Here is an 18,615-nt window from a genome sequence, read left to right on the forward strand (position 1 = left end):
GCTCTCCAGTATCATCAATAAATATCCTCCGGCATAGCCGGAGGTTTTTCATATGCGCCTATAAGGCTCTCTTACCTGCCGCGCCCTAACAGGCGCATCGCGATCTGACATTTGCATCACAATTCGTTACTTACGGCCCGTAAACGGGCTACCCGGATAGGGGATCGACAACTGCTCACCCATTTTATCCTCTTCCAGTTGGTGTTTTATGTATTCTTGTATCCTGGCTGTATTTTTACCCACCGTATCAACGTAATACCCTCGACACCAAAACTCCCGGTTACGATATTTGAACTTCAAATCGCCAAACTGCTCATAAAGCATCAGGCTACTCTTTCCCTTTAGGTATCCCATAAAGCCCGACACACTCATCTTGGGTGGGATTTCCAGAAGCATATGGATGTGATCCACACAACATTCCGCTTCCAGAATATTCACGTTCTTCCATTCGCACAGCTTTCTTAAAATACTGCCAATCGCTTTGCGCTTTTCCCCGTAGAACACCTGTCTTCGGTACTTCGGCGCAAATACTATGTGATATTTACAGTTCCATCGCGTGTGCGCTAAGCTCTTTTCGTCCCTCATAGGGACCCCCTTTTGATTTCTTGTTGAACGTTTGCAGTTGCCAGACCGCAAACTGTTTTAACAAATCAAAAGGGGTTTTTATAACTGACTCAAAGCTGAAAGCTTTACGGAACCCCCAGCCTAGCTGGGGGTTTTCTGTGCACAAAAAGGGCGCAATATGAATTGCGCCCTTATCGGTTCATATTTATATGCTGCTATGAATCAACCGTGGCAAGCCTTTGCCAGAAGCTGTGTCGGGCTGACTTGCCAGTCAAAAGTCCCCTTACCTGTCTCGCCATTCAGCGAGATACAAGCAATTGCCGAGGTCGCAAACATTGGCGGGCACTGCCCCGGACAAAGTTCCGCCACCAGATAGCCCACCAGCGGTAAATGCGAGATAACCAGCACCGCTGCATGGTCCTCTTTCGCCAGCGCTTGCAAATAGCAACAGATGAAAGCCGCATCCCCGCCTGGCGTTAATTCTGGCATCACTTCCTGCTCTGCCGGTAGAGGCATGACCCCTCGCACCACATCCAATGTCTGCTCAGCGCGCAAATAAGGGCTCACCAGAATCTGGTCGATATCGACCGATTGCTCGTTTAACCAGCTTGCTATCTGACGTGATTCATCCTGACCACACAGAGTTAGGGGCCTTAGCGCATCACTTGCTGCGTCAAGGGCCGCGTCACCGTGACGCATAATGAAAACTTGCATATTGCACCGTTTTTGTTAACAAAATAACGCTATACAGAAACGCTTTGCGTGCTGTACCGCCGAAACCTTTACCCGTGAGTAAAGAAACTTCATAACGATAACGCGCCGTCTCTCTATGGCGGCCGGGCATTTTGCCTGAAACTTAAAGTAAAGAAAATGGCTGTTTTCACACCGGTCATCCCGGCAGCCAACCCTGACTGGTTACATAATAACCATATCAATAGCTTAATCCAAACTCCACTACCTGCCAATAAGTAGCGATTAATTCATTTTGCTACGAATAGTCACTTCAGGTGATTCTGGCTTAAGGTAGCGCGGGTTGCTCCCTGTGTACAGCCACCTTATCCGCAACAATTGCAGGTAGTGATCCTGCTCACACTCTAAACAGAGGCGTTGCCCGACACCTCATTTTCGCTGTTTTCCTGTGGGTAAAACCGCTGCTGTTGCTCCGCCATCGTCACCAGCAACTGACAAGGCTCAAAGCGCTCACCAAACTGCTGCGCCAACAATCTAAGCGTTTTCACCACCTTATCAGCACCCAGACTATCCAGATAGCGGAAAGGCCCGCCGAGGAATGGTGGGAAGCCAATACCGAACACCGCACCAATATCACCGTCTCGTGGGTTACGAATAATGGACTCATCCAGACAACGGGCGGCCTCATTCAGCAGCATCATCGTGCAGCGCTGCGCGATTGTCGCAGATCCTAGATGAGCTTTGGCTGTGACACCCAATAAAACATAAACACTGGTATCAACTTGCTTACCGGGGTTTCGCTTCCACTTAACGCCGCGACTTTGGGTTGGATATAAGTAAAATCCACGGCTATTTTTGCGCCCTTTACGTCCATCCTGCAAAATAACGTCAAATGATGGCGGCGCGGCAAAGCGTGGCCCTAATTGCTCAACCAGAATCGGCATGATTTTGGTTCCGACATCAATGCCGACTTCATCCAGCAGCGTAATCGGGCCAACCGGGAAGCCGAAATCGACCAGTGCGCTGTCGATGGAGTCGATAGGTTCCCCCTCTAGCAGGCAGCGAGCCGCCTCATTAATATAGGGGGCCAGAATGCGATTTACATAGAATCCGGCGCGATCAGCCACCACAATGGCGGTTTTACCCTGTTTACGGGCTAAAGCCACGGTGGTTGCTATTGTTTCTTCGCTGGTTTTTGCATGAGGGATCACTTCCACCAGCGGCATTTTATCGACGGGGCTAAAGTAGTGCAGGCCGATAACCTGCTCCGGCCGCTGTGCCTGAGCGGCAATTTGGCTGATCGGTAGTGACGAGGTATTGGACGCGAAAATGGTATGTGTCGCAGCGAAGCTCTCGATATCCGCAACCATTTGTTGCTTCAATGATAAATCTTCAAATACCGCTTCAATTACGATATCAACAGTCTCAAAACCGCGGTAATCCGTGCTGCCGGAAATCAGCATCATCTGCCGTTGCCGCTCCGCCGGGCGCATCCGCTTACTACGCACCCGTTTACCTAAAGCGTCCCACGTATATTTCAGCGCCTGATTAATCCCCTGCGGATTGATATCTTTGATACGCACAGGTAAACCCGCGCGGGTCGCGGTGACACTGGCAATGCCACCGCCCATCAGGCCGCCCCCCAGCACGCCGACACGATGAATAGCGCGGGGTTGCGCGTCACCACCGGTCTCTTTTTTCAGTGCGGTGGTGGCAAAAAACAGGCTGCGCAATGCCGCCGATTGAGGCGACATCGCCAGTTCGCCAAACGCGGTGGCTTCAGCCTCATAGCCGCTGGCACTGCCGTGATCCAGCCCCTTACGCACCACATCAATAATGCGTTCAGCCGCCGGATAGTGGCCTTTGGTCTTCGCCAACGTTTTCTTGCGCACAATGCTAAACAGCAGCGCCTTGCCTAACGGGCCACTGAGCAGGCGCTCTTGCCAAGGCACTACCGGCTTGTCACGCCAGCCCGCTTTGGCCCTGTCGATAGCCACATCCAGCAAGATATCTTGCGGCACAGCATCATCCACCAGCCCCATTTTAAGTGCCTGACGGGCGCGAACCTGCCTGCCGGTCAGTATCATATCCAGCGCCTTACTGACCCCCACCAGACGCGGCAGCCGTTGTGTTCCACCGGAGCCGGGCAACAGCCCCAGTTGCACCTCCGGCAGGCCCAGCACCGTTTTATCGTCCAGCGAACAGATGCGACTATGGCACGCCAGCGCCAGTTCCAAACCACCACCCAGACAAGCACCGTGAATAGCCGCTACCACTGGCACGGGGAATGCCGCGATTTGCGCCAAAATTGATTGCCCTTTTTGGGCCAACTTCCGGGCATCCTGCGCAGTACGGCAAGCTGCAATCATAGTGATATCAGCGCCCGCGATAAAAGAGTCTGGTTTGCCAGATATAATCACCAGCCCCTGCAATTGTGGTAAAGCCTGTGCTTGTTGCAGAATGTCGGTAATTTGTTCTGCAAATTCAGCCTTTAAGGTATTCACTTTATCGCCAACAACATCAATGGTGATAATACCGATATTGTCCGGTCGAATATCAAGGTGAAATGCAGAGGGAGTCACCGCCGCAGTATCGATAACAACTGACTCATCAATAGGATTAAGTGCATTGTCCTGACTCATTACTCCACCTCCAAAATCATCGCGGCACCCAATCCGCCCGCAGCACAGGCGGTGGTTAGCCCTAGCCCGCCACCGCGGCGGCGCAGCTCATTTAATGTCTGGGTTATCATGCGTGCACCGGTTGCTGCAAAGGGGTGGCCGTAAGCAATCGAACCACCCAATACGTTGAATTTGCTCATGTCTACTTCGCCAATCGCCTGACTGCGACCCAGTTTTTCACGGGCGAAGGTATCACTGGCGAACATTTTAAGGTTAGCCAGGGTTTGTGCGGCAAAAGCTTCGTGCATATCAATCAGGGTCAAATCCGCCAGTGTGATCCCAGCGCGCTCTAGCGCCAACGGCGTGGCATAGGAGGGGCCTAGCAGCATATCTTGCCAAACATCAATCGCGGAAAAAGCAAAACTGCGCAGATAACCCAGTGGCAGCAACCCCAGCTCTTTAGCTTTTGATTCACTCATCATCATCACCGCCGCCGCACCATCAGTCAGTGGTGTGCTATTCGCCGCCGTGACACTGCCGTGCTGGCGGTCAAACGCCGGGCGTAATTTGGCATATTGCGCCAACGTGGAATCTTTGCGGATATTGTTATCTTCGGCAATTGCATCACGGTAAGGCGGAATATAGGCCGTCATCACCTCATCGCGCAACAGCCCTTGCTGCCAGGCTTGAGCTGCCATTTGGTGAGATCGCAGCGCTAACGCATCCTGATCTTGGCGGCTGATACCATAGGTTTTCGCCATCTGCTCGGCAGTATCCCCCATGCGTAAGCCCGTTGAGTATTCAGCGACTGCCGGGGCCACTGGCAGGAGATCACGTAATTTTAACCGGCTGAACAACTTTAGCCGCTGGGTTAGCGTTCTCGCTTTGTTGACATCAACCAGGGTGCGCGCCAGTGCTTTACTGACCCCAATGGGCAGGACGGAAGAGGAGTCGGCACCACCAGCTATCGCCACCGTCACTGAACCGGCAATGATACTTTCCGCTACATTCGCCACCGCCTGAAAGCTGGTCGCGCAAGCGCGTGAGACGCTGTAGGCATCGGTGTGCACACTCATGCCCGTCCCCAATACAATTTCGCGGGCGATATTTGGTGCTTCTGGCATTTGGACCACTTGGCCAAACACCAGTTGGTCGATTAACTCAGGAGCCACGCCACTTCGTGCCAGCAACTCACTGACCACAATTTTGCCTAAGTCGACAGCAGGCACGCCATGGTAAGCAGTTGCCTGCTTAGCAAAAGGGGTTCGTAGGCCGCTTACAATGGCAATACGATCGCCCTGACGCGTCACTAGCGGTAATGGCTTACTCATAAAGGCTCCTGATAAATAAAAGTGGCTGTTATTAAAGCATAACAAATAACAGGTCTGACCTGATCTAATGATTGTTAACCAAACATTTACATTTGGTAAACCTATAGAGCAGGAAAGTGAGAGCAGGAGCAACTTTTTGAGGTAAAAAACCTCGTGGGGAAGAGTCGAGGGTGGAGTCACATCAATCGAAGTGATGGTCTAGCGCAACAAATTCACGCAGCAAGGTGCACAAAAACAAAACGCGCAGCAAAAAGCTCCGCGTTAGATGAGTATTCAGCTTATCTGAACTCCCTCACAGCGAGGTATTGATTAACGCAAACCCAACTGGAAAATCATGGTTTCAGCCTGGCAGGCAAAAGTGAAATCGACGGTTAAACGCACGCCGCCTTCACTCTCTTCCAGCTTATGCTCAATCAGGCATGGGTCAGACTCAACAGCACGCGCTTTTTCAGTCAGCGTTTTCAGCATGGCTTCTGCTTCGGCGCGGTTATCAAATACACAGCTGTAGGATGCAGTACAGTCAGTATTGTCCATGACAGTGCCAACATCGACACAGCAACAGGCCGCAGTCTCTTCAGCACTACACAGATTTTTTATTGGACGATCGTTGGTATCTGACATCTTCAATTCTCCTCAACGGACATTTCAAAATAGGTGCAAATTGCCTACCGGTTAGCGCAAATAGCAGTAAGTACAAAGCAAATAGAACCTGGCGCAAAAAAAAATTTCTCTGGCGCTATTTTACTACCCCAATCCCGAAGGCACTAGGACTTACTGTTTATAGGCCTATTAAGTGATGGATATCACAGTCGTTTTGTTTATTTGCTCATCAATAGCGTGTTTATTGATACCAATTTGTAAGTTTTTTGTTAACTGCGTCTATTTTTTGCGATCAAATCCGAACAAATATTAAAACATCCTTGCAACATGCACACAGGTCAGACCTATACTTCAGCCACTGGTCTGCTTTGTCTGACCGAAAACGGACCCTACAATCCCGCATTCTCTTGTTACGGTATGTAACATTAATTAAAACAATGAGGTTTTGGTCATGAACCAGAAAAACCTGTTTACCCGATCAGCTCTGGCAGCTGCAGTAGCAATCATCTCTTCGAACGTTTCTGCGGCGGGCTTCCAACTGAATGAATATTCAGCCGCTGCATTGGGCCGCTCTTTCTCTGGTGAAGGCGCTGTTGCCGACAACGCATCTGTTGGTAGCCGTAACCCCGCTGCAATGACTCTATTCGACCGCCCTTCATTCTCTGGTGGCTTCGTTTATGTTGATCCAGATGTGAACATCAGTGGGACATCACCAGTAACAGGCAGAAGCACTGATGCCAATAATATCGCCCCATCAGAGTGGATACCAAATATCCACTTTATTATGCCGCTGAATGAACAATGGGCTATTGGTGCTTCCGGCACCTCAAACTACGGTTTGGCAACTGAATTCAATGATGACTATGCTGCCGGCTCTCTGGGTGGCCAGACTGATCTGAAAACCGCTAACTTAAACTTGGCCGCAGCTTATCGCCTCAATGAAAACTTCAGTTTCGGTTTGGGCTTCAATGCTGTTTATGCTGATGCCAAGATTGTGCGTCATATCGGTGAGCTTGGTGGTTCAACCTTCCCGGCCAAAACTGAAGTTACCCGTATGGAGGGTAAAGAGTGGGGCTATGGCTGGAATGCCGGTATTCTGTATGAAGTCGATAAAGAGAACCGTTACAGCTTCACCTATCGTTCAAAAGTGAAAATTGACTTTGATGGCGATTTCAGCAGCCAGTTACCGCCACCGAGGGGCACCGGTGGTGCTGTGATCCCTGGGGCATTAACCCTGAATCTACCTGAAGTGTGGGAAGTGTCCGGTTACAACCGCGTCGCACCACAATGGGCTGTCCACTATAGCCTGGCCTATACCAGTTGGAGCCAATTTAAAGAGTTGAAAGCCACCGGAACCAACGGCCAGACACTGTTTGATAAGCAAGAAGGCTTCAAAGACGCTTACCGTATCGCGTTGGGTACCACCTATTATTATGATGATAACTGGACCTTCCGTACCGGTATCGCCTTCGATGATAGCCCGGTTCCGGCAGATAACCGTACTATCTCAATCCCTGATCAGGACCGCTTCTGGATCAGTGCCGGTACCACCTACGCCTTCAACAAAGATGCTTCAATTGATGTTGGTATCTCCTATATGCATGGACAGAACGTGCATATCACTGAAAAGACACCGACTGCTCTGGGTAGTGTGCCATACCAGTTCGACTCTAAAGGAACCGCGCTGCTGTATGGCGTGAACTTTAACTACGCATTCTGATAGCCGTTATTGGCGGTTTGATGCCCACAAAAAAGCGCCTTCCGGCGCTTTTTTTCTGTTCAGTATTAACCACTACTCATTGGCTGAATCGATCAATTCGCGGAGTCAATACTCTCCAGGTCACCCTGAATGGCCTGTGCATTCGAGTTAACTTCCGGTTTCAACTGCCCGCCATTGGCCAGGAAATCATAACGCTGGAAGTAAGCTTCGCGCATCATCAGGTAAGGATCAGAGGAGTTGCGCAGCAAACCATCGGAATCCAGCAGTTGCGCACGCGTTTCAATCCCTTCAACCATCCATTTACCTGCCGACATCCAGAAGGTCAAATAGCTCAGCACCGGATAGACGTAATCAGCCGCATTACCACCATCCTCACGGATAGTGAAGCTGCCATAGCCCGGTAATACCACATAGGGGCCGTAACCGACATTATAGTGGCCCAGTGTACTACCAAAGCGGTGCGGCACCGCTTTCGCCAGTTTCGGGTTCGCCATACCGGCGACATCAATCAAGCCACCCATCCCCAAAATTGTGTTCAGGAAGAAGCGGTTAAAGTGTTTCATGGCGTTGTAGGGGTCCCCCACCAGGAAGCTATTCACCATGCTGGCTGGCTCTTCAAGGTTACCGAGGAAGTTGCTCATCCCATTACGTGCTGGCTGTGGTACGTAATCGCGCCAGACCACGGCGACCGGGCGCACCACATAAGGGTCAAGAACCTCGTAGTTGAAATTGAACATTGCCCGGTTAAAACCTTCTAGCGGATCAGAGCGGCCCTGCTCCATGTGATCCGGCGAGCTACTGGCGCAGCCGACTAACAGCACAGTTGCAAAAGCCAGCCCAATCAGGCGGTAGTTCATATTTTTCTCCATGAAATTCTTTTCAACCCCTCACACTTAAGGAGTCTGCTTATTTATCTCGACATGAATCGTCTGAGGCTGCCCTTTCCCATCAAAATTCTGCACGTCACTCTCACCAAACCAGTCACCCGGTTGTGGATTAGCGGTGCCATCCAATGAGATACGCGCACGCACTTTCACCTGCTGCAGTGACGAAAGCAAGCGCTCCGGCATCATTGCATTACTGTCATCTAGCGCTATTGCTAGCGGGAATCGGCTCAAAGGCAGTTGCTTGACGGCAACCGGCACCGGATTGGCTCCATCGGTGACCGATATAATCACTGTTCCCTGCTGGGGCAATTTTCGGGCGGCATCAGATGATAGTGAAACCTCTATTCCCAGTGTAGCTGTTTCCTGCCCTGCCTGTGATTTAGCTTGCGCGATACTGCGTTTTATCACTTCTACGCGAGAATCACCAGCAGGCAGCAATTTTAGCATAACTTCCCACGCACCAATGGCTTGTTTGAAATCGCCCTGCTCAAAAGCATTAAAAGCTAATAAACTCATGGCGCGCAGATTGGTGTGATCTTGCCCCACCATGCTGCGCAGCATCTGGGTTGCCAGCTGATTATCCTGCGGATCACTGGAACGTGTCAGCACTTCGGCATAGCCGAGTCTGACATCCTCATTATCGGGCGCGAGTTGATAAGCTTTAGCAAAAGCTTGCGTCGCCGTGGTGGCGTTATTCAGCGCCATCCCCACTCTGCCGAGCATCATCCAGTCGTTGACGTTAGCGGCATCGTGCTGCAAGGAGGTGCGCAACCCCAGCCCTAAACGGGCGACCTCCTCCATGGTCAGCGGCTCCGCGCGCTCATTAGCAACTCTGGCACGTAATTCAGGCATTTGCCCCTCTACCTGCTGCCATGCCTGCACCTGGGTCAAACCGCCCGTTTTCAGGTATAGCCCTAGCGCGATCACCACCAAAATCACCACGCCCGGTAATAGCGCCCAGCGGTTGATTGGCGTTGTCGTTTCATCCGATTGCTGTGGGATATCAGTCAACAGGTTTTGTTGCAATTCTTGAATCAGTTCAGGCCGCTGTTCCACCACGCCCTGCGCTTCATCCTCCGCCAATTCAGCTAACCTGTCCTGATAAATGGCCTTATTCAGCTCATCCCGGGTGGTCGCCGGTGAATTCGCCCCTTGTCCCATGGCCGGAATGACCAACAAGGCCGCCGCGACCGCCAGTAAAATAATCACTATTAGCCAAAAAGCCATTATGGTTGTTTCCTGTCAGTCGGTTTTGATGGGGTCGGTTGTTCAGCCAACAGATGTTGTAACCGCCGCTGCTCCTGCACGGAAAGCGAGGTCTGCTTCTCCACCCGTCGGCGGGCGCGTAATATCACCACGGCTGCACCTATCAGAACAAACAGTGCTGGCCCGGCCCACAGAATCATTGTCGCGGCGGTAACCGGTGGCTCGTAGGTGACAAAATTGCCGTAGCGGGCCACCATATAGTCAATGATCTGCTGTTTGGTACTCCCCTGCTGCTGCAGTTCGTACACTTTACCGCGCATATCAGCGGCGATGATGGCATTGGAGTCAGCAATGCTGTTGTTCTGGCATTTCGGGCAGCGCAGCTGCTCGGTCAGCTCGCGATACTGCTGCTCCTGCGCCTCCGATTTGAAGGTGTAGGTATCGATGGCCGCAAACACACTCCAGCTCAACAACAGGCCGAGCATCAGGCTCAATAATCTCATGCGCCCCCCTGATACTGCTTATATAGCGGCAAAATTTCCTGCAACCAGATCCGATCATTCAGATCACCGGCATGGCGATAACGGATAATACCCTGACCATCGATCAGGAAAGTTTCCGGCGCGCCGTACACCCCAAGATCCAGCCCTAACATACCATCGCCATCATATAGACTCAGCGCATAGGGGTTGCCCAGCGCATTGAGCCACTGCACAGCTTTGACGCGATCATCTTTATAGTTCAGGCCCACCACACGAATGCCCTGCGCGGCCAGTTTATTCAGGTATTGATGCTCGGCCCGACAGGTGGGGCACCAGGTCGCCCAGACATTGAGCAGCATGGGTTTACCATCATGCAGCACCGCTTGATCAAATATTTTGCCCGGTTGTTCAAGGGACTCCAGCTTGAAGGTCGGCACCGGCTTACCAATCAGAGCCGACTCTAACATGGTGGGATCATCGCCATTAGCATTGGCGGTCAGTTGCACTAAAAAGGCCACCACCAGCAACAAAAACAGCACCAGCGGAATAAACATCAGCTTATTGAATGAAGTGGGAGTTTTCATTATTCAGCCTCCGACGCAGCGCCGCGTTTTAACTTTTTACTCATCCGGTAGCGCGGATCGAGCATACAGCAGATGCCGCCGATGGCCATAAACAGCCCGCCATACCAGATCCAGCGCACAAAGGGTTTGTAATACAGGCGCACCGCCCATGAGCCATCATCCAGCTCTTCGCCCAATGCCGCGTAGAGATCACGGGTCAGGCCGCCATCAATAGCCGCTTCAGTCATCATTGAACGGGCCACACTGTAGTAGCGTTTTTCCGCATGTAGGGTCGCTTCCGGCTTGCCATTGCGGGTGACATCAATGATCCCCACGCCGCCTGTATAGTTAGGCCCCTTAATATCGTGAACATCGCGGAAAACAAAGTGATAATCGTGGATATCGATACTATCGCCAGCCTTCATGCGCACATCGCGCTCGACACTGTAATTCTGGCTAAACGCAATGCCGATCACGGTCACCGCCACCCCCAGATGGCCCAGCACCATGCCCCAATGGCTGCGGGAGAGGTGGCTCAGGCCGCGCCAGAAGCTATGGCGATGGGTGGCGCGCTCATGCAGCTCCATCAATGTCAGGATAATCACCCAGATAGCCATCATCAAACCGACCACCGTCATACCGGCAATGGTGTCTTGCAGCAGCCACGGTAGCAGAATCGACAGCAGCAAGGTGACCACCAGCGCCACCGACAAGCGCCGCCACAGCTTGCTCGGTTCATCACGACGCCAGCGCACCAGCGGCCCAATCCCCATCAGTAGCGCCATCGGCGCCATCAGCCAGGTAAACATAGTATTAAAGAAGGGTTCGCCGATAGAGATGCTACCCAGCCCCAGCTGTTTGTGGACCAATGGCAGCAGGGTGCCCAACAGCACCACCAGCATGGCGGCAATCAGCAGCACATTATTCCCCAGCAGGAAAGTCTCGCGGGAGAACACCTCATGTTGAGTCCGGCTGCGCACTTGCGCACCTTTGACCGCGTACAGCAGCAAGGAGCCGCCGATGACAATCACCAGATAGGCCAGAATAAACATGCCGCGCGCCGGATCAGAGGCAAACGAGTGTACCGAGACCAACACGCCAGAACGCACCAGGAATGTTCCCATCAGGCACAATGAGAATGCGGTGATGGCCAGCAGCACAGTCCAGGCTTTGAATGTGCCGCGTTTTTCAGTCACTGCCAGCGAGTGGATCAGCGCAGTACCGGCTAGCCACGGCATAAATGAAGCATTTTCTACCGGGTCCCAGAACCACCAACCGCCCCAGCCTAGCTCATAGTAGGCCCAGGCCGAGCCGAGCACGATCCCCAAGGTCAGGAACACCCATGCAGCTTGTGTCCATGGTCGTGACCAGCGCGCCCAGGCACTGTCGAGCCGCCCGGCCATTAAGGAGGCGATGGCGAACGCAAAGGCCACCGAGAAACCGACGTAGCCCATATAGAGCAGCGGCGGGTGGAATATCAGCCCGATATCCTGCAACAGTGGGTTCAGATCGTTGCCATCAATGGGGAAGTCCGGCAAGGTGCGGGTAAATGGATTCGAGGTCAGAATAATAAACAGCAAGAAGCCGCCGGTAATCATCCCCAGCACCGATAGCACCCTGGCTACCGCATCATCCGGCATTGAACGGCTAAACAGCGCTACCGCCAGTGACCAGCAACTGAGCAGCAACACCCACAGCAGCAGTGATCCCTCGTGCGCCCCCCAACTGGCGGCGATCCGGTAATAGACCGGCAGATGTGAATTCGAGTTAGCCGCCACATAGGAGACGGTGAAATCATTCACCACAAATGCGTAGATAAGACATATAAATGAAAGCGCAATGGTGGCGAACATACCGTAAGTCAGTGGCCGGCCGGTGTCCATCATGCGGGCATCCTGACGTGCCGCCCCCCACTGCGGATAGAGGCTCAGTAGCAGTGAGATAGCCAGTGCCAGACATAACAAGAAACTGCCAATTTCAGGCATCATGAGGCATTGCCCCCACTGTTAGCGCTACTATAAGCCTCGGCTGGACGTGTATGGTTCTCTTTCATCGCTTCTTTGACTTCTGGTGGGGTGTATTTTTCATCATGTTTTGCCAGCACTTCTTTGGCGTTGATGGTATTGCCGGCAGCAAATACCCCTTGCGCCACGACGCCCTGCCCCTCGCGGAACAGATCCGGCAGGATGCCGGTATAGGTCACGGTGACAGCGCCACGGGCATCATAAACCTTAAAACTCATCTCCAGCGTCTTATTATCTCGTTTGACCGACCCCGGCATCACCATGCCGCCGATGCGCAAGCGCTGACCGATTTCTGGCTTCTCATGGCGCTCACCTTTGCCCTGTAAAATTTCGCCCGGCGTATAAAACAAATCAATATTTGAGCGCAGGGCATACAGCACCAATGTGGTGGTCAAACCGATACCGATAAGCACCACCAGCGCCAGATAGAGCCGACTTTTTCTACGTGGATTCACTGTGATTTCTCCTGTGAATGGGCTGCGTGCTGACGAATGCGCTGTTCTCTGGCCTGACGGCGCTGAATATCTGCTAATAGTTGTTTGTGCTGTCGCAGGGTATCTAGCCACAGACCCAACAGTGACAGTAATGTGGCCGCCACCGCCAACCAGACATAAAAGGCGTAGCCGCCCATGGCAAAAAATGCCGCCCAAGAGTCAAAGGCTGGTTTCATACTCGTGGCTCCTTACGCAATAAGGCGCTAACCCAAGGGCGATGGCGCTCTTGCTGCAAAATCAGATTGCGCAGGCGCATTAATGTCAGGGTGATAAAACAGAGCAAATAACCCAAAATCGCCCAGCGCAGTGGCGAGCGCATACTCGGATCGATGCTCTGCTGCATGTTGGTTGAGCCTTGGTGCAGGGTATTCCACCATATAACCGAGAAATGAATGATGGGGATATTCACCACGCCAACCAGTACCAAAATACCGGCCGCACGCCCTGCCAGCTTGCGGTCTTCGAAGGCGTTATACAGGGCTATCACCCCCAGATAGAGAAATAGCAGCACTAGCTCAGAGGTCAGACGTGCATCCCAGATCCACCAGGTTCCCCACATCGGTTTGCCCCAGGCGGAACCGGTGACCAGGGCAATAAAGGTAAATACCGCCCCCACAGGGGCCATGGCGGCCAGCACGTTATCGGACATTTTCATTTGCCAGACCAATCCGACAAATGCAGCTATCGCCATCGACATATAGATACCCATCGACCAGATGGCTGCCGGAACATGCAAATAGATGATACGGAAACTATTACCTTGCTGATAATCCGCAGGGGCAAAACCAAAGCCCCACACCCAGCCCACCAGCAGACAGAGGGCTGCCCCCATGCCCAGCCACGGAATAAATCGGCCGCATAGCTGATAGAGCCGCTCGGGTTTAGCCAATTGATGAAACCATTTCCACATTTTTCATTGCTCACGTTGAAATTGGACGGGGACTGCCGCCTGGGCAATACCGGTACAGGATACGGCGCACAATCTGCTGTGACTGTCGTTGGCTACCGCGTTTAAGCTGCTGAAAACTCACTCTCATGAAAACTAATACTGATGAAAATCGCTACTGGTTTAACTGCGGTTTGCCACTAGCGATAAACCGCTAGTGCACACTCACTCGCAATGCAGCGGCGGTAGCAAAAGGGGCGAGTGTCGCGCTCCCTGCCAGCATCGCCCCCAGAATGGCCAGATAACCATCAATCGGCAGCGCCATCGAGGCCGCATCAATAGCCGCAGTGGCAAATATCAGCACCGGGATATAGAGCGGCAACACTAATAAGCTCAGCAAAACACCGCCCTTACGCAAACCGACAGTGAGCGCCACACCAATAGCGCCAATAAAACTTAAGGTCGGCGTCCCCAATAGCAGTGTCAGGGCCATCGCAATAGCGGTATTTGTGTCTAGGGAGAGTAGCAACGCCACCAGTGGTGATAAAATAAGCAGCGGCAGCCCGGTAACTACCCAGTGAGCACACACTTTGCCTAACACCGTGAGCGCCAGCGGTGTGGGCAATAGCAGCAACTGCTCAAGCGAGCCATCGAGAAAGTCATCACGGAATAACCGCTCCAGTGATAACAGCGACGCCAGCAGTGCAGCAACCCAGACGATACCCGGTGCAATGCGTGCCAACAGTTGCGGTTCAGGGCCAATACCCAATGGAAACAAAGTGATGACAATCAGAAAAAACCAGAGCGGGTTAACGATTTCGCCACCCTTTCTGCAGGCTATTTTTAATTCACGGCGCAACACGCTGATAAACATTAATGCTCCCGCGTGTTGGTGAGACGGATTTTTCGCACCTGCTGACCGAGCGCATCCAACTCCTGATGGGTGGTGAGCAGTACCATTCCCCCGCTAGCGGCATGTTCGACAAACAGCGCCAACAGTGTGCCAACACCTTGCTGGTCAATAGCAGTCAGCGGCTCATCCAAAATCCATAACGGCGACTGACTCAACCACAAACGGGCCAGCGCCACCCGCCGTTGCTGGCCTGCCGATAACTGAGAGACCGGTAGATCTTCGTACCCCACCAGCCCGACCTGAGCCAGCGCCAGCCAAATTGCAGCGCTATCCACCTTTTGAAACACTGACTGATAAAACGCCAGATTTTCAAAAGGTGTCAGCACCGATTTGATACCCGGCTGATGACCTAAAAATAGTAGATCCTGATGATAGCGAGGGCGATCACTGCGGATATTCTTACCCTGCCAGCTCACCTGCCCCTCATCGGCATCGGCAAGTCCGGCGAGAATACGCAGCAAGCTGGTTTTACCCGCGCCGTTTTGCCCCTCAACCTGCACAATTTCGCCCGCAGCCACACAAAAACTTAACCGTTGGAATAAGTGCCGTTCATCTCGAATGCAGGTCAGTTCTTTAGCTTCCAGCATGAAGGATTCTCTTCCACCGTAGGATTGTTAGTTCAGGAAAACCGAATGATAACATAAGGCTTAAACCTTACGTAGCATGGGTCTAACGCTATCCCTACCCTTATAGAGGTAATATTCGGGATAAGATCAAATTTCTGTAGAAAAAATCGACAGTGTTAAAATTTGGTTACTTCTTTCCAGCAAAACTGAGCATGATTTCGTCAATCTCGCCCTATTTAACACAACAATTATCGGTAAAACCTCGCGAACAAAAATTAGCATCTATGCTTATTATTTTACTATTCCCTTATTTTATTGCCGCCGAGCGTCCACAATAATTTTTTCTGTCAATCAGGAAATCCCCGATGAGTGATAAAAAACCGCCTAAGGAAGAGAGTGAACTGAAAGTGGAGAGCGAAGAACAAAAGCAGGGAAAAGAAATTGAAATCAATGAGAAGAACCTGCCCTCCAAAGCGGCGGCAATTCATGAACTTATCCGTGTCGACGGCGAAAAAGAGTTAGAGCGTGACAGTTTTGCACTACTGTGGTCGGCAATTGCGGCGGGCCTTTCCATGGGGGCCTCACTGATTGCCAAAGGTATTTTCCATGCCAAACTGCCCGACACGCCAGCCAGTTTTCTGCTGGAAAACATCGGTTATACTTTCGGTTTTATTATTGTCATTATGGCGCGCCAACAGCTGTTTACCGAAAATACCGTCACGCCCGTACTACCGATAATGCAGAAACCCAGCGGCCAGAACTTTATTCTGTTATTTCGTCTGTGGGGGCTGGTGCTATTGGGCAACCTGCTGGGGACTGGGATAGCCGCCTACGCCTTTATTCATATGCCGGTATTTGATGATGCCACGCGCGCGGCGTTTGTCAGCATAGCGCAAGGTGTCATGGATAGCTCACCGGGAGAGATGTTTGCTAAAGGTATATTTTCCGGTTGGATAATTGCCACTATGGTATGGATGATCCCTGCGGCTGGCGCTGCCAAGATTTGGGTCATTTTCCTGATGACCTATTTAGTCGCTTTATGCGACCTGACTCACATTGTGGTCGGCTCGGTGGAGATCTTCTATCTGGTGTTCAATGGCTCACTACCCTGGCAGCAATTTATTTACCCTTTCGCTATCCCGACACTGGCGGGCAACATCATTGGTGGCACCTTTATCTTCGCCCTGATAAGTCACGCCCAGATCCGCAGCGATATGACTCATCAACCTAAAAACGGCGATAAAGTAGATAAAAAATCATCGTCATCACAGAAATAACTGCATGCATTTAGCCACTGTCAACGGCTGCTTTTGGATAGCAGACAGCACTTATTCACCCTAAATTGGCGACAGAGTGACCAAACGGACAGCTAACTGCTTATTATCTGGGTCAAAATGCGTATAATGCTCCAGCAGCACACTTCACCGGCAACTTGCCGATGACCGGGTCCCCGTAGTTAAACGGATATAACAAGCCCCTCCTAAGGGCTAGTTACTGGTTCGATTCCAGTCGGGGACACCATAACCGCATTACCTCGCGACACACCAAAAACTAATTCACAGCCATTCTCCCATTATGTTTGATCAACAATGTGAGGCGATAACCCATAAAGAGATATTTCTCTGGGGATGTAAAAATATCATGTTATCTGGCGGCTCATTAACTCCCAATAAGCGAAACGAATCTCATCTATCAGGTGTTTTGCCAATGGGGGTAACACCTGCTGTTGCCGGTAAATTAAACTATATTTGCCATCAGGCAGTTTTTCTTTGATTGGGATGCTAGTGACAATATTTTGTAAATAAGGTATTGCCAACATCGCTTTTGGCCCGACAAATAGATAATCCTCATTCAGTACAAGCTGTTCGGCGATAGTCGTTGAATCGCCGAAGATCACAGAACATGTTGGCTTTCTACCATATGGAAATATTACTGTTTCCATATTACTAAAATATCCGGCGCTGGCTGTCGGTATGTACCATTTAGCCGCCTGTAGATCCCGTAATGACCTGCTATTAATTAGCAGGGTTTGACGCCAATATATGTCCAAGTTATTATTTTTAAATTCGCTATAACTATATATAGCGTTAATCAAAGTTTATGCGGCCCATTATAAATAACACGTTAGAATTAGGGAATTAACTTTAATTTCAGCGTGATGCCAAAAAACATACGTGAGAATTATATTAATATAAAACAATTGGTTAAAACAAGCCCTCCTCAATACATGTTAATTCTAGTGCCTGAAACAGGGTTGAATATAGAGTGATGATTTACTTTTATTTATCCTAGAAAAGGGGTTTCTCCCCATAAGATTATCGCGATAAAAACATGAGACAAAAAGTAGGTAGCCCCCCTTTACGCTCTTTACTCCGCATCTGACTAGTCAATAACCTGATAAAAAGTGTAAAATAGTTGATTATCAAGACAGTAACCGATTATTTATCACTTTTTTATATTTATTAAATTTAATTTCAAGGAGTTAGCGAGATGAGTTTACCAAACTGTCCAAAATGTAGTTCTGAATTTACATGGCAGGAGGGGGAACAACTGAATTGCCCAGAGTGTGGTCATGAGTGGTCAGAAAGTGGTGCTTCAGCAGCAGACGAAGAGGGTCTGGTGGTGCGTGATGCCAATGGCAACTTGCTGGTTGACGGCGATTCGGTCACCGTTATTAAGGATCTGAAAGTAAAAGGCAGCTCTTCAACCTTGAAAATTGGCACCAAAGTGAAAGGTATCCGTCTGGTTGAAGGCGACCACAATATCGATTGTAAAATCGATGGATTTGGTCAGATGAAGCTAAAATCTGAGTTTGTTAAGAAAAATTAATACTGTAACCAACTATTTTCCCCCTTGCTCGGTGTAGTTCTGCTGAGCAAGGGGATGATTTATAGCAATATCTATTGTGCCACCTAGTCCCCACTCTACCCTCTGCCTTAAGCTCACTCACCTCCCCATCCCGATGAATCTTTCATTTAGATATATCTTTTTTGCATCATCCCCTTGCTAACTTCGATATATCGATCTAGATTAGATATATCGAAATTGTTTCGATATATCTAAAGGAG

At 50.8% G+C, this 18,615-nt stretch carries 19 protein-coding genes and 1 tRNA gene; 4 read left to right on the plus strand and 16 right to left on the minus strand.

The genetic code is table 11. The features are described from left to right. Positions 1-126: 126 nt before the first annotated feature. The 5 genes from tnpA to HRK25_RS19235 all read right to left on the minus strand — a co-directional run bounded on the left by tnpA (position 127) and on the right by HRK25_RS19235 (position 5,827). Positions 127-585 (minus strand): IS200/IS605-like element IS1541B family transposase, encoded by a 459-nt coding sequence (gene tnpA, locus HRK25_RS19215; protein ID WP_032899290.1) that lies wholly within the window; start codon positions 583-585, stop codon positions 127-129. Positions 586-786: 201 nt separating this feature from the next. Further along, positions 787-1,278 (minus strand): phosphohistidine phosphatase SixA, encoded by a 492-nt coding sequence (gene sixA / locus HRK25_RS19220; RefSeq protein ID WP_032898132.1) that lies wholly within the window; start codon positions 1,276-1,278, stop codon positions 787-789. 380 nt (positions 1,279-1,658) lie between these two features. Then, entirely contained in the window at positions 1,659-3,896 is a 2,238-nt protein-coding gene (gene fadJ / locus HRK25_RS19225; protein WP_005275518.1) for a fatty acid oxidation complex subunit alpha FadJ, read from the minus strand. Beyond that, a complete protein-coding gene (gene fadI, locus HRK25_RS19230) occupies positions 3,896-5,206 on the minus strand; it encodes an acetyl-CoA C-acyltransferase FadI (RefSeq protein WP_032898131.1) in 1,311 nt (436 codons plus the stop codon). Before fadI ends, fadJ begins: the two co-directional genes overlap by 1 nt. Before the next feature lie 309 nt (positions 5,207-5,515). Further along, positions 5,516-5,827: a YfcZ/YiiS family protein gene (locus tag HRK25_RS19235; protein ID WP_005275516.1), complete on the minus strand. Its 312-nt coding sequence runs from the start codon at positions 5,825-5,827 to the stop codon at positions 5,516-5,518. A gap of 430 nt (positions 5,828-6,257) precedes the next feature. On the opposite strand from HRK25_RS19235, the gene fadL reads away from it, so the two are divergent. Further along, a complete protein-coding gene (gene fadL, locus HRK25_RS19240) occupies positions 6,258-7,526 on the plus strand; it encodes a long-chain fatty acid transporter FadL (RefSeq protein ID WP_005275515.1) in 1,269 nt (422 codons plus the stop codon). 92 nt (positions 7,527-7,618) lie between these two features. Here the strand turns inward: fadL and mlaA are convergent, their stop codons facing one another. The 10 genes from mlaA to ccmA form a co-directional block, all read right to left on the minus strand. Further along, entirely contained in the window at positions 7,619-8,383 is a 765-nt protein-coding gene (gene mlaA, locus HRK25_RS19245) for a phospholipid-binding lipoprotein MlaA (protein ID WP_081444628.1), read from the minus strand. A gap of 36 nt (positions 8,384-8,419) precedes the next feature. Further along, positions 8,420-9,640, minus strand: coding sequence for a c-type cytochrome biogenesis protein CcmI (ccmI, locus tag HRK25_RS19250; RefSeq protein WP_005275511.1), 1,221 nt, complete (start codon positions 9,638-9,640; stop codon positions 8,420-8,422). Continuing rightward, entirely contained in the window at positions 9,640-10,122 is a 483-nt protein-coding gene (locus tag HRK25_RS19255; RefSeq protein WP_032898130.1) for a cytochrome c-type biogenesis protein, read from the minus strand. The genes ccmI and HRK25_RS19255 overlap by 1 nt, the downstream gene beginning before the upstream one ends. After that, positions 10,119-10,685 carry a DsbE family thiol:disulfide interchange protein gene (locus HRK25_RS19260; protein WP_032898129.1) on the minus strand — a complete coding sequence of 189 codons (567 nt, stop codon included), beginning with the start codon at positions 10,683-10,685 and terminating at the stop codon, positions 10,119-10,121. The genes HRK25_RS19255 and HRK25_RS19260 overlap by 4 nt, the downstream gene beginning before the upstream one ends. After that, positions 10,685-12,652, minus strand: a complete 1,968-nt coding sequence (locus HRK25_RS19265; protein WP_032898128.1) for a heme lyase CcmF/NrfE family subunit — start codon at positions 12,650-12,652, stop codon at positions 10,685-10,687. The genes HRK25_RS19260 and HRK25_RS19265 overlap by 1 nt, the downstream gene beginning before the upstream one ends. Beyond that, entirely contained in the window at positions 12,649-13,143 is a 495-nt protein-coding gene (gene ccmE / locus HRK25_RS19270; RefSeq protein WP_032898127.1) for a cytochrome c maturation protein CcmE, read from the minus strand. The genes HRK25_RS19265 and ccmE overlap by 4 nt, the downstream gene beginning before the upstream one ends. Further along, complete coding sequence (gene ccmD, locus HRK25_RS19275; protein WP_032898126.1) at positions 13,140-13,358, minus strand: heme exporter protein CcmD; 219 nt, start codon at positions 13,356-13,358, stop codon at positions 13,140-13,142. The genes ccmE and ccmD overlap by 4 nt, the downstream gene beginning before the upstream one ends. After that, positions 13,355-14,092: a heme ABC transporter permease gene (locus tag HRK25_RS19280; protein WP_005275503.1), complete on the minus strand. Its 738-nt coding sequence runs from the start codon at positions 14,090-14,092 to the stop codon at positions 13,355-13,357. The genes ccmD and HRK25_RS19280 overlap by 4 nt, the downstream gene beginning before the upstream one ends. A 190-nt stretch (positions 14,093-14,282) precedes the next feature. Then, entirely contained in the window at positions 14,283-14,942 is a 660-nt protein-coding gene (gene ccmB, locus HRK25_RS19285) for a heme exporter protein CcmB (RefSeq protein ID WP_005275501.1), read from the minus strand. Beyond that, positions 14,942-15,568, minus strand: a complete 627-nt coding sequence (gene ccmA / locus HRK25_RS19290) for a cytochrome c biogenesis heme-transporting ATPase CcmA (RefSeq protein WP_032898125.1) — start codon at positions 15,566-15,568, stop codon at positions 14,942-14,944. The genes ccmB and ccmA overlap by 1 nt, the downstream gene beginning before the upstream one ends. 344 nt (positions 15,569-15,912) lie before the next feature. On the opposite strand from ccmA, the gene HRK25_RS19295 reads away from it, so the two are divergent. Both HRK25_RS19295 and HRK25_RS19300 read left to right on the plus strand, forming a co-directional pair. Further along, positions 15,913-16,824, plus strand: a complete 912-nt coding sequence (locus tag HRK25_RS19295) for a formate/nitrite transporter family protein (protein ID WP_005275496.1) — start codon at positions 15,913-15,915, stop codon at positions 16,822-16,824. A gap of 169 nt (positions 16,825-16,993) precedes the next feature. Further along, positions 16,994-17,068 (plus strand) — tRNA-Arg (locus HRK25_RS19300). A 118-nt stretch (positions 17,069-17,186) separates the two neighbouring features. On the opposite strand, the gene HRK25_RS19305 is transcribed toward HRK25_RS19300, so the two are convergent. Continuing rightward, on the minus strand, positions 17,187-17,642 hold the full coding sequence (locus HRK25_RS19305) for a LysR substrate-binding domain-containing protein (RefSeq protein WP_071984911.1): 456 nt from the start codon (positions 17,640-17,642) through the stop codon (positions 17,187-17,189). A gap of 395 nt (positions 17,643-18,037) precedes the next feature. Here HRK25_RS19305 and HRK25_RS19310 point away from each other — a divergent pair, with 395 nt between their 5' ends. Next, the gene (locus HRK25_RS19310) at positions 18,038-18,376 is read left to right on the plus strand and encodes a zinc ribbon domain-containing protein YjdM (RefSeq protein WP_005275493.1); all 339 of its coding nucleotides are present in this window, start codon (positions 18,038-18,040) and stop codon (positions 18,374-18,376) included. The last annotated feature ends 239 nt before the right edge of the window (positions 18,377-18,615 follow it).

The organism is Yersinia bercovieri ATCC 43970 (assembly GCF_013282745.1).
Lineage (GTDB): Bacteria > Pseudomonadota > Gammaproteobacteria > Enterobacterales > Enterobacteriaceae > Yersinia > Yersinia bercovieri.

Excerpts from the sequence above, each read along its gene's own strand:
- tnpA (WP_032899290.1), bottom strand. The coding sequence starts at position 585 with ATGAGGGACGAAAAGAGCTTAGCGCACACGCGATGGAACTGTAAATAT.
- sixA (WP_032898132.1), bottom strand. The coding sequence starts at position 1,278 with ATGCAAGTTTTCATTATGCGTCACGGTGACGCGGCCCTTGACGCAGCA.
- fadJ (WP_005275518.1), bottom strand. The coding sequence starts at position 3,896 with ATGAGTCAGGACAATGCACTTAATCCTATTGATGAGTCAGTTGTTATC.
- fadI (WP_032898131.1), bottom strand. The coding sequence starts at position 5,206 with ATGAGTAAGCCATTACCGCTAGTGACGCGTCAGGGCGATCGTATTGCC.
- HRK25_RS19235 (WP_005275516.1), bottom strand. The coding sequence starts at position 5,827 with ATGTCAGATACCAACGATCGTCCAATAAAAAATCTGTGTAGTGCTGAA.
- fadL (WP_005275515.1), top strand. The coding sequence starts at position 6,258 with ATGAACCAGAAAAACCTGTTTACCCGATCAGCTCTGGCAGCTGCAGTA.
- mlaA (WP_081444628.1), bottom strand. The coding sequence starts at position 8,383 with ATGAACTACCGCCTGATTGGGCTGGCTTTTGCAACTGTGCTGTTAGTC.
- ccmI (WP_005275511.1), bottom strand. The coding sequence starts at position 9,640 with ATGGCTTTTTGGCTAATAGTGATTATTTTACTGGCGGTCGCGGCGGCC.
- HRK25_RS19255 (WP_032898130.1), bottom strand. The coding sequence starts at position 10,122 with ATGAGATTATTGAGCCTGATGCTCGGCCTGTTGTTGAGCTGGAGTGTG.
- HRK25_RS19260 (WP_032898129.1), bottom strand. The coding sequence starts at position 10,685 with ATGAAAACTCCCACTTCATTCAATAAGCTGATGTTTATTCCGCTGGTG.
- HRK25_RS19265 (WP_032898128.1), bottom strand. The coding sequence starts at position 12,652 with ATGATGCCTGAAATTGGCAGTTTCTTGTTATGTCTGGCACTGGCTATC.
- ccmD (WP_032898126.1), bottom strand. The coding sequence starts at position 13,358 with ATGAAACCAGCCTTTGACTCTTGGGCGGCATTTTTTGCCATGGGCGGC.
- HRK25_RS19280 (WP_005275503.1), bottom strand. The coding sequence starts at position 14,092 with ATGTGGAAATGGTTTCATCAATTGGCTAAACCCGAGCGGCTCTATCAG.
- ccmB (WP_005275501.1), bottom strand. The coding sequence starts at position 14,942 with ATGTTTATCAGCGTGTTGCGCCGTGAATTAAAAATAGCCTGCAGAAAG.
- ccmA (WP_032898125.1), bottom strand. The coding sequence starts at position 15,568 with ATGCTGGAAGCTAAAGAACTGACCTGCATTCGAGATGAACGGCACTTA.
- HRK25_RS19295 (WP_005275496.1), top strand. The coding sequence starts at position 15,913 with ATGAGTGATAAAAAACCGCCTAAGGAAGAGAGTGAACTGAAAGTGGAG.
- HRK25_RS19310 (WP_005275493.1), top strand. The coding sequence starts at position 18,038 with ATGAGTTTACCAAACTGTCCAAAATGTAGTTCTGAATTTACATGGCAG.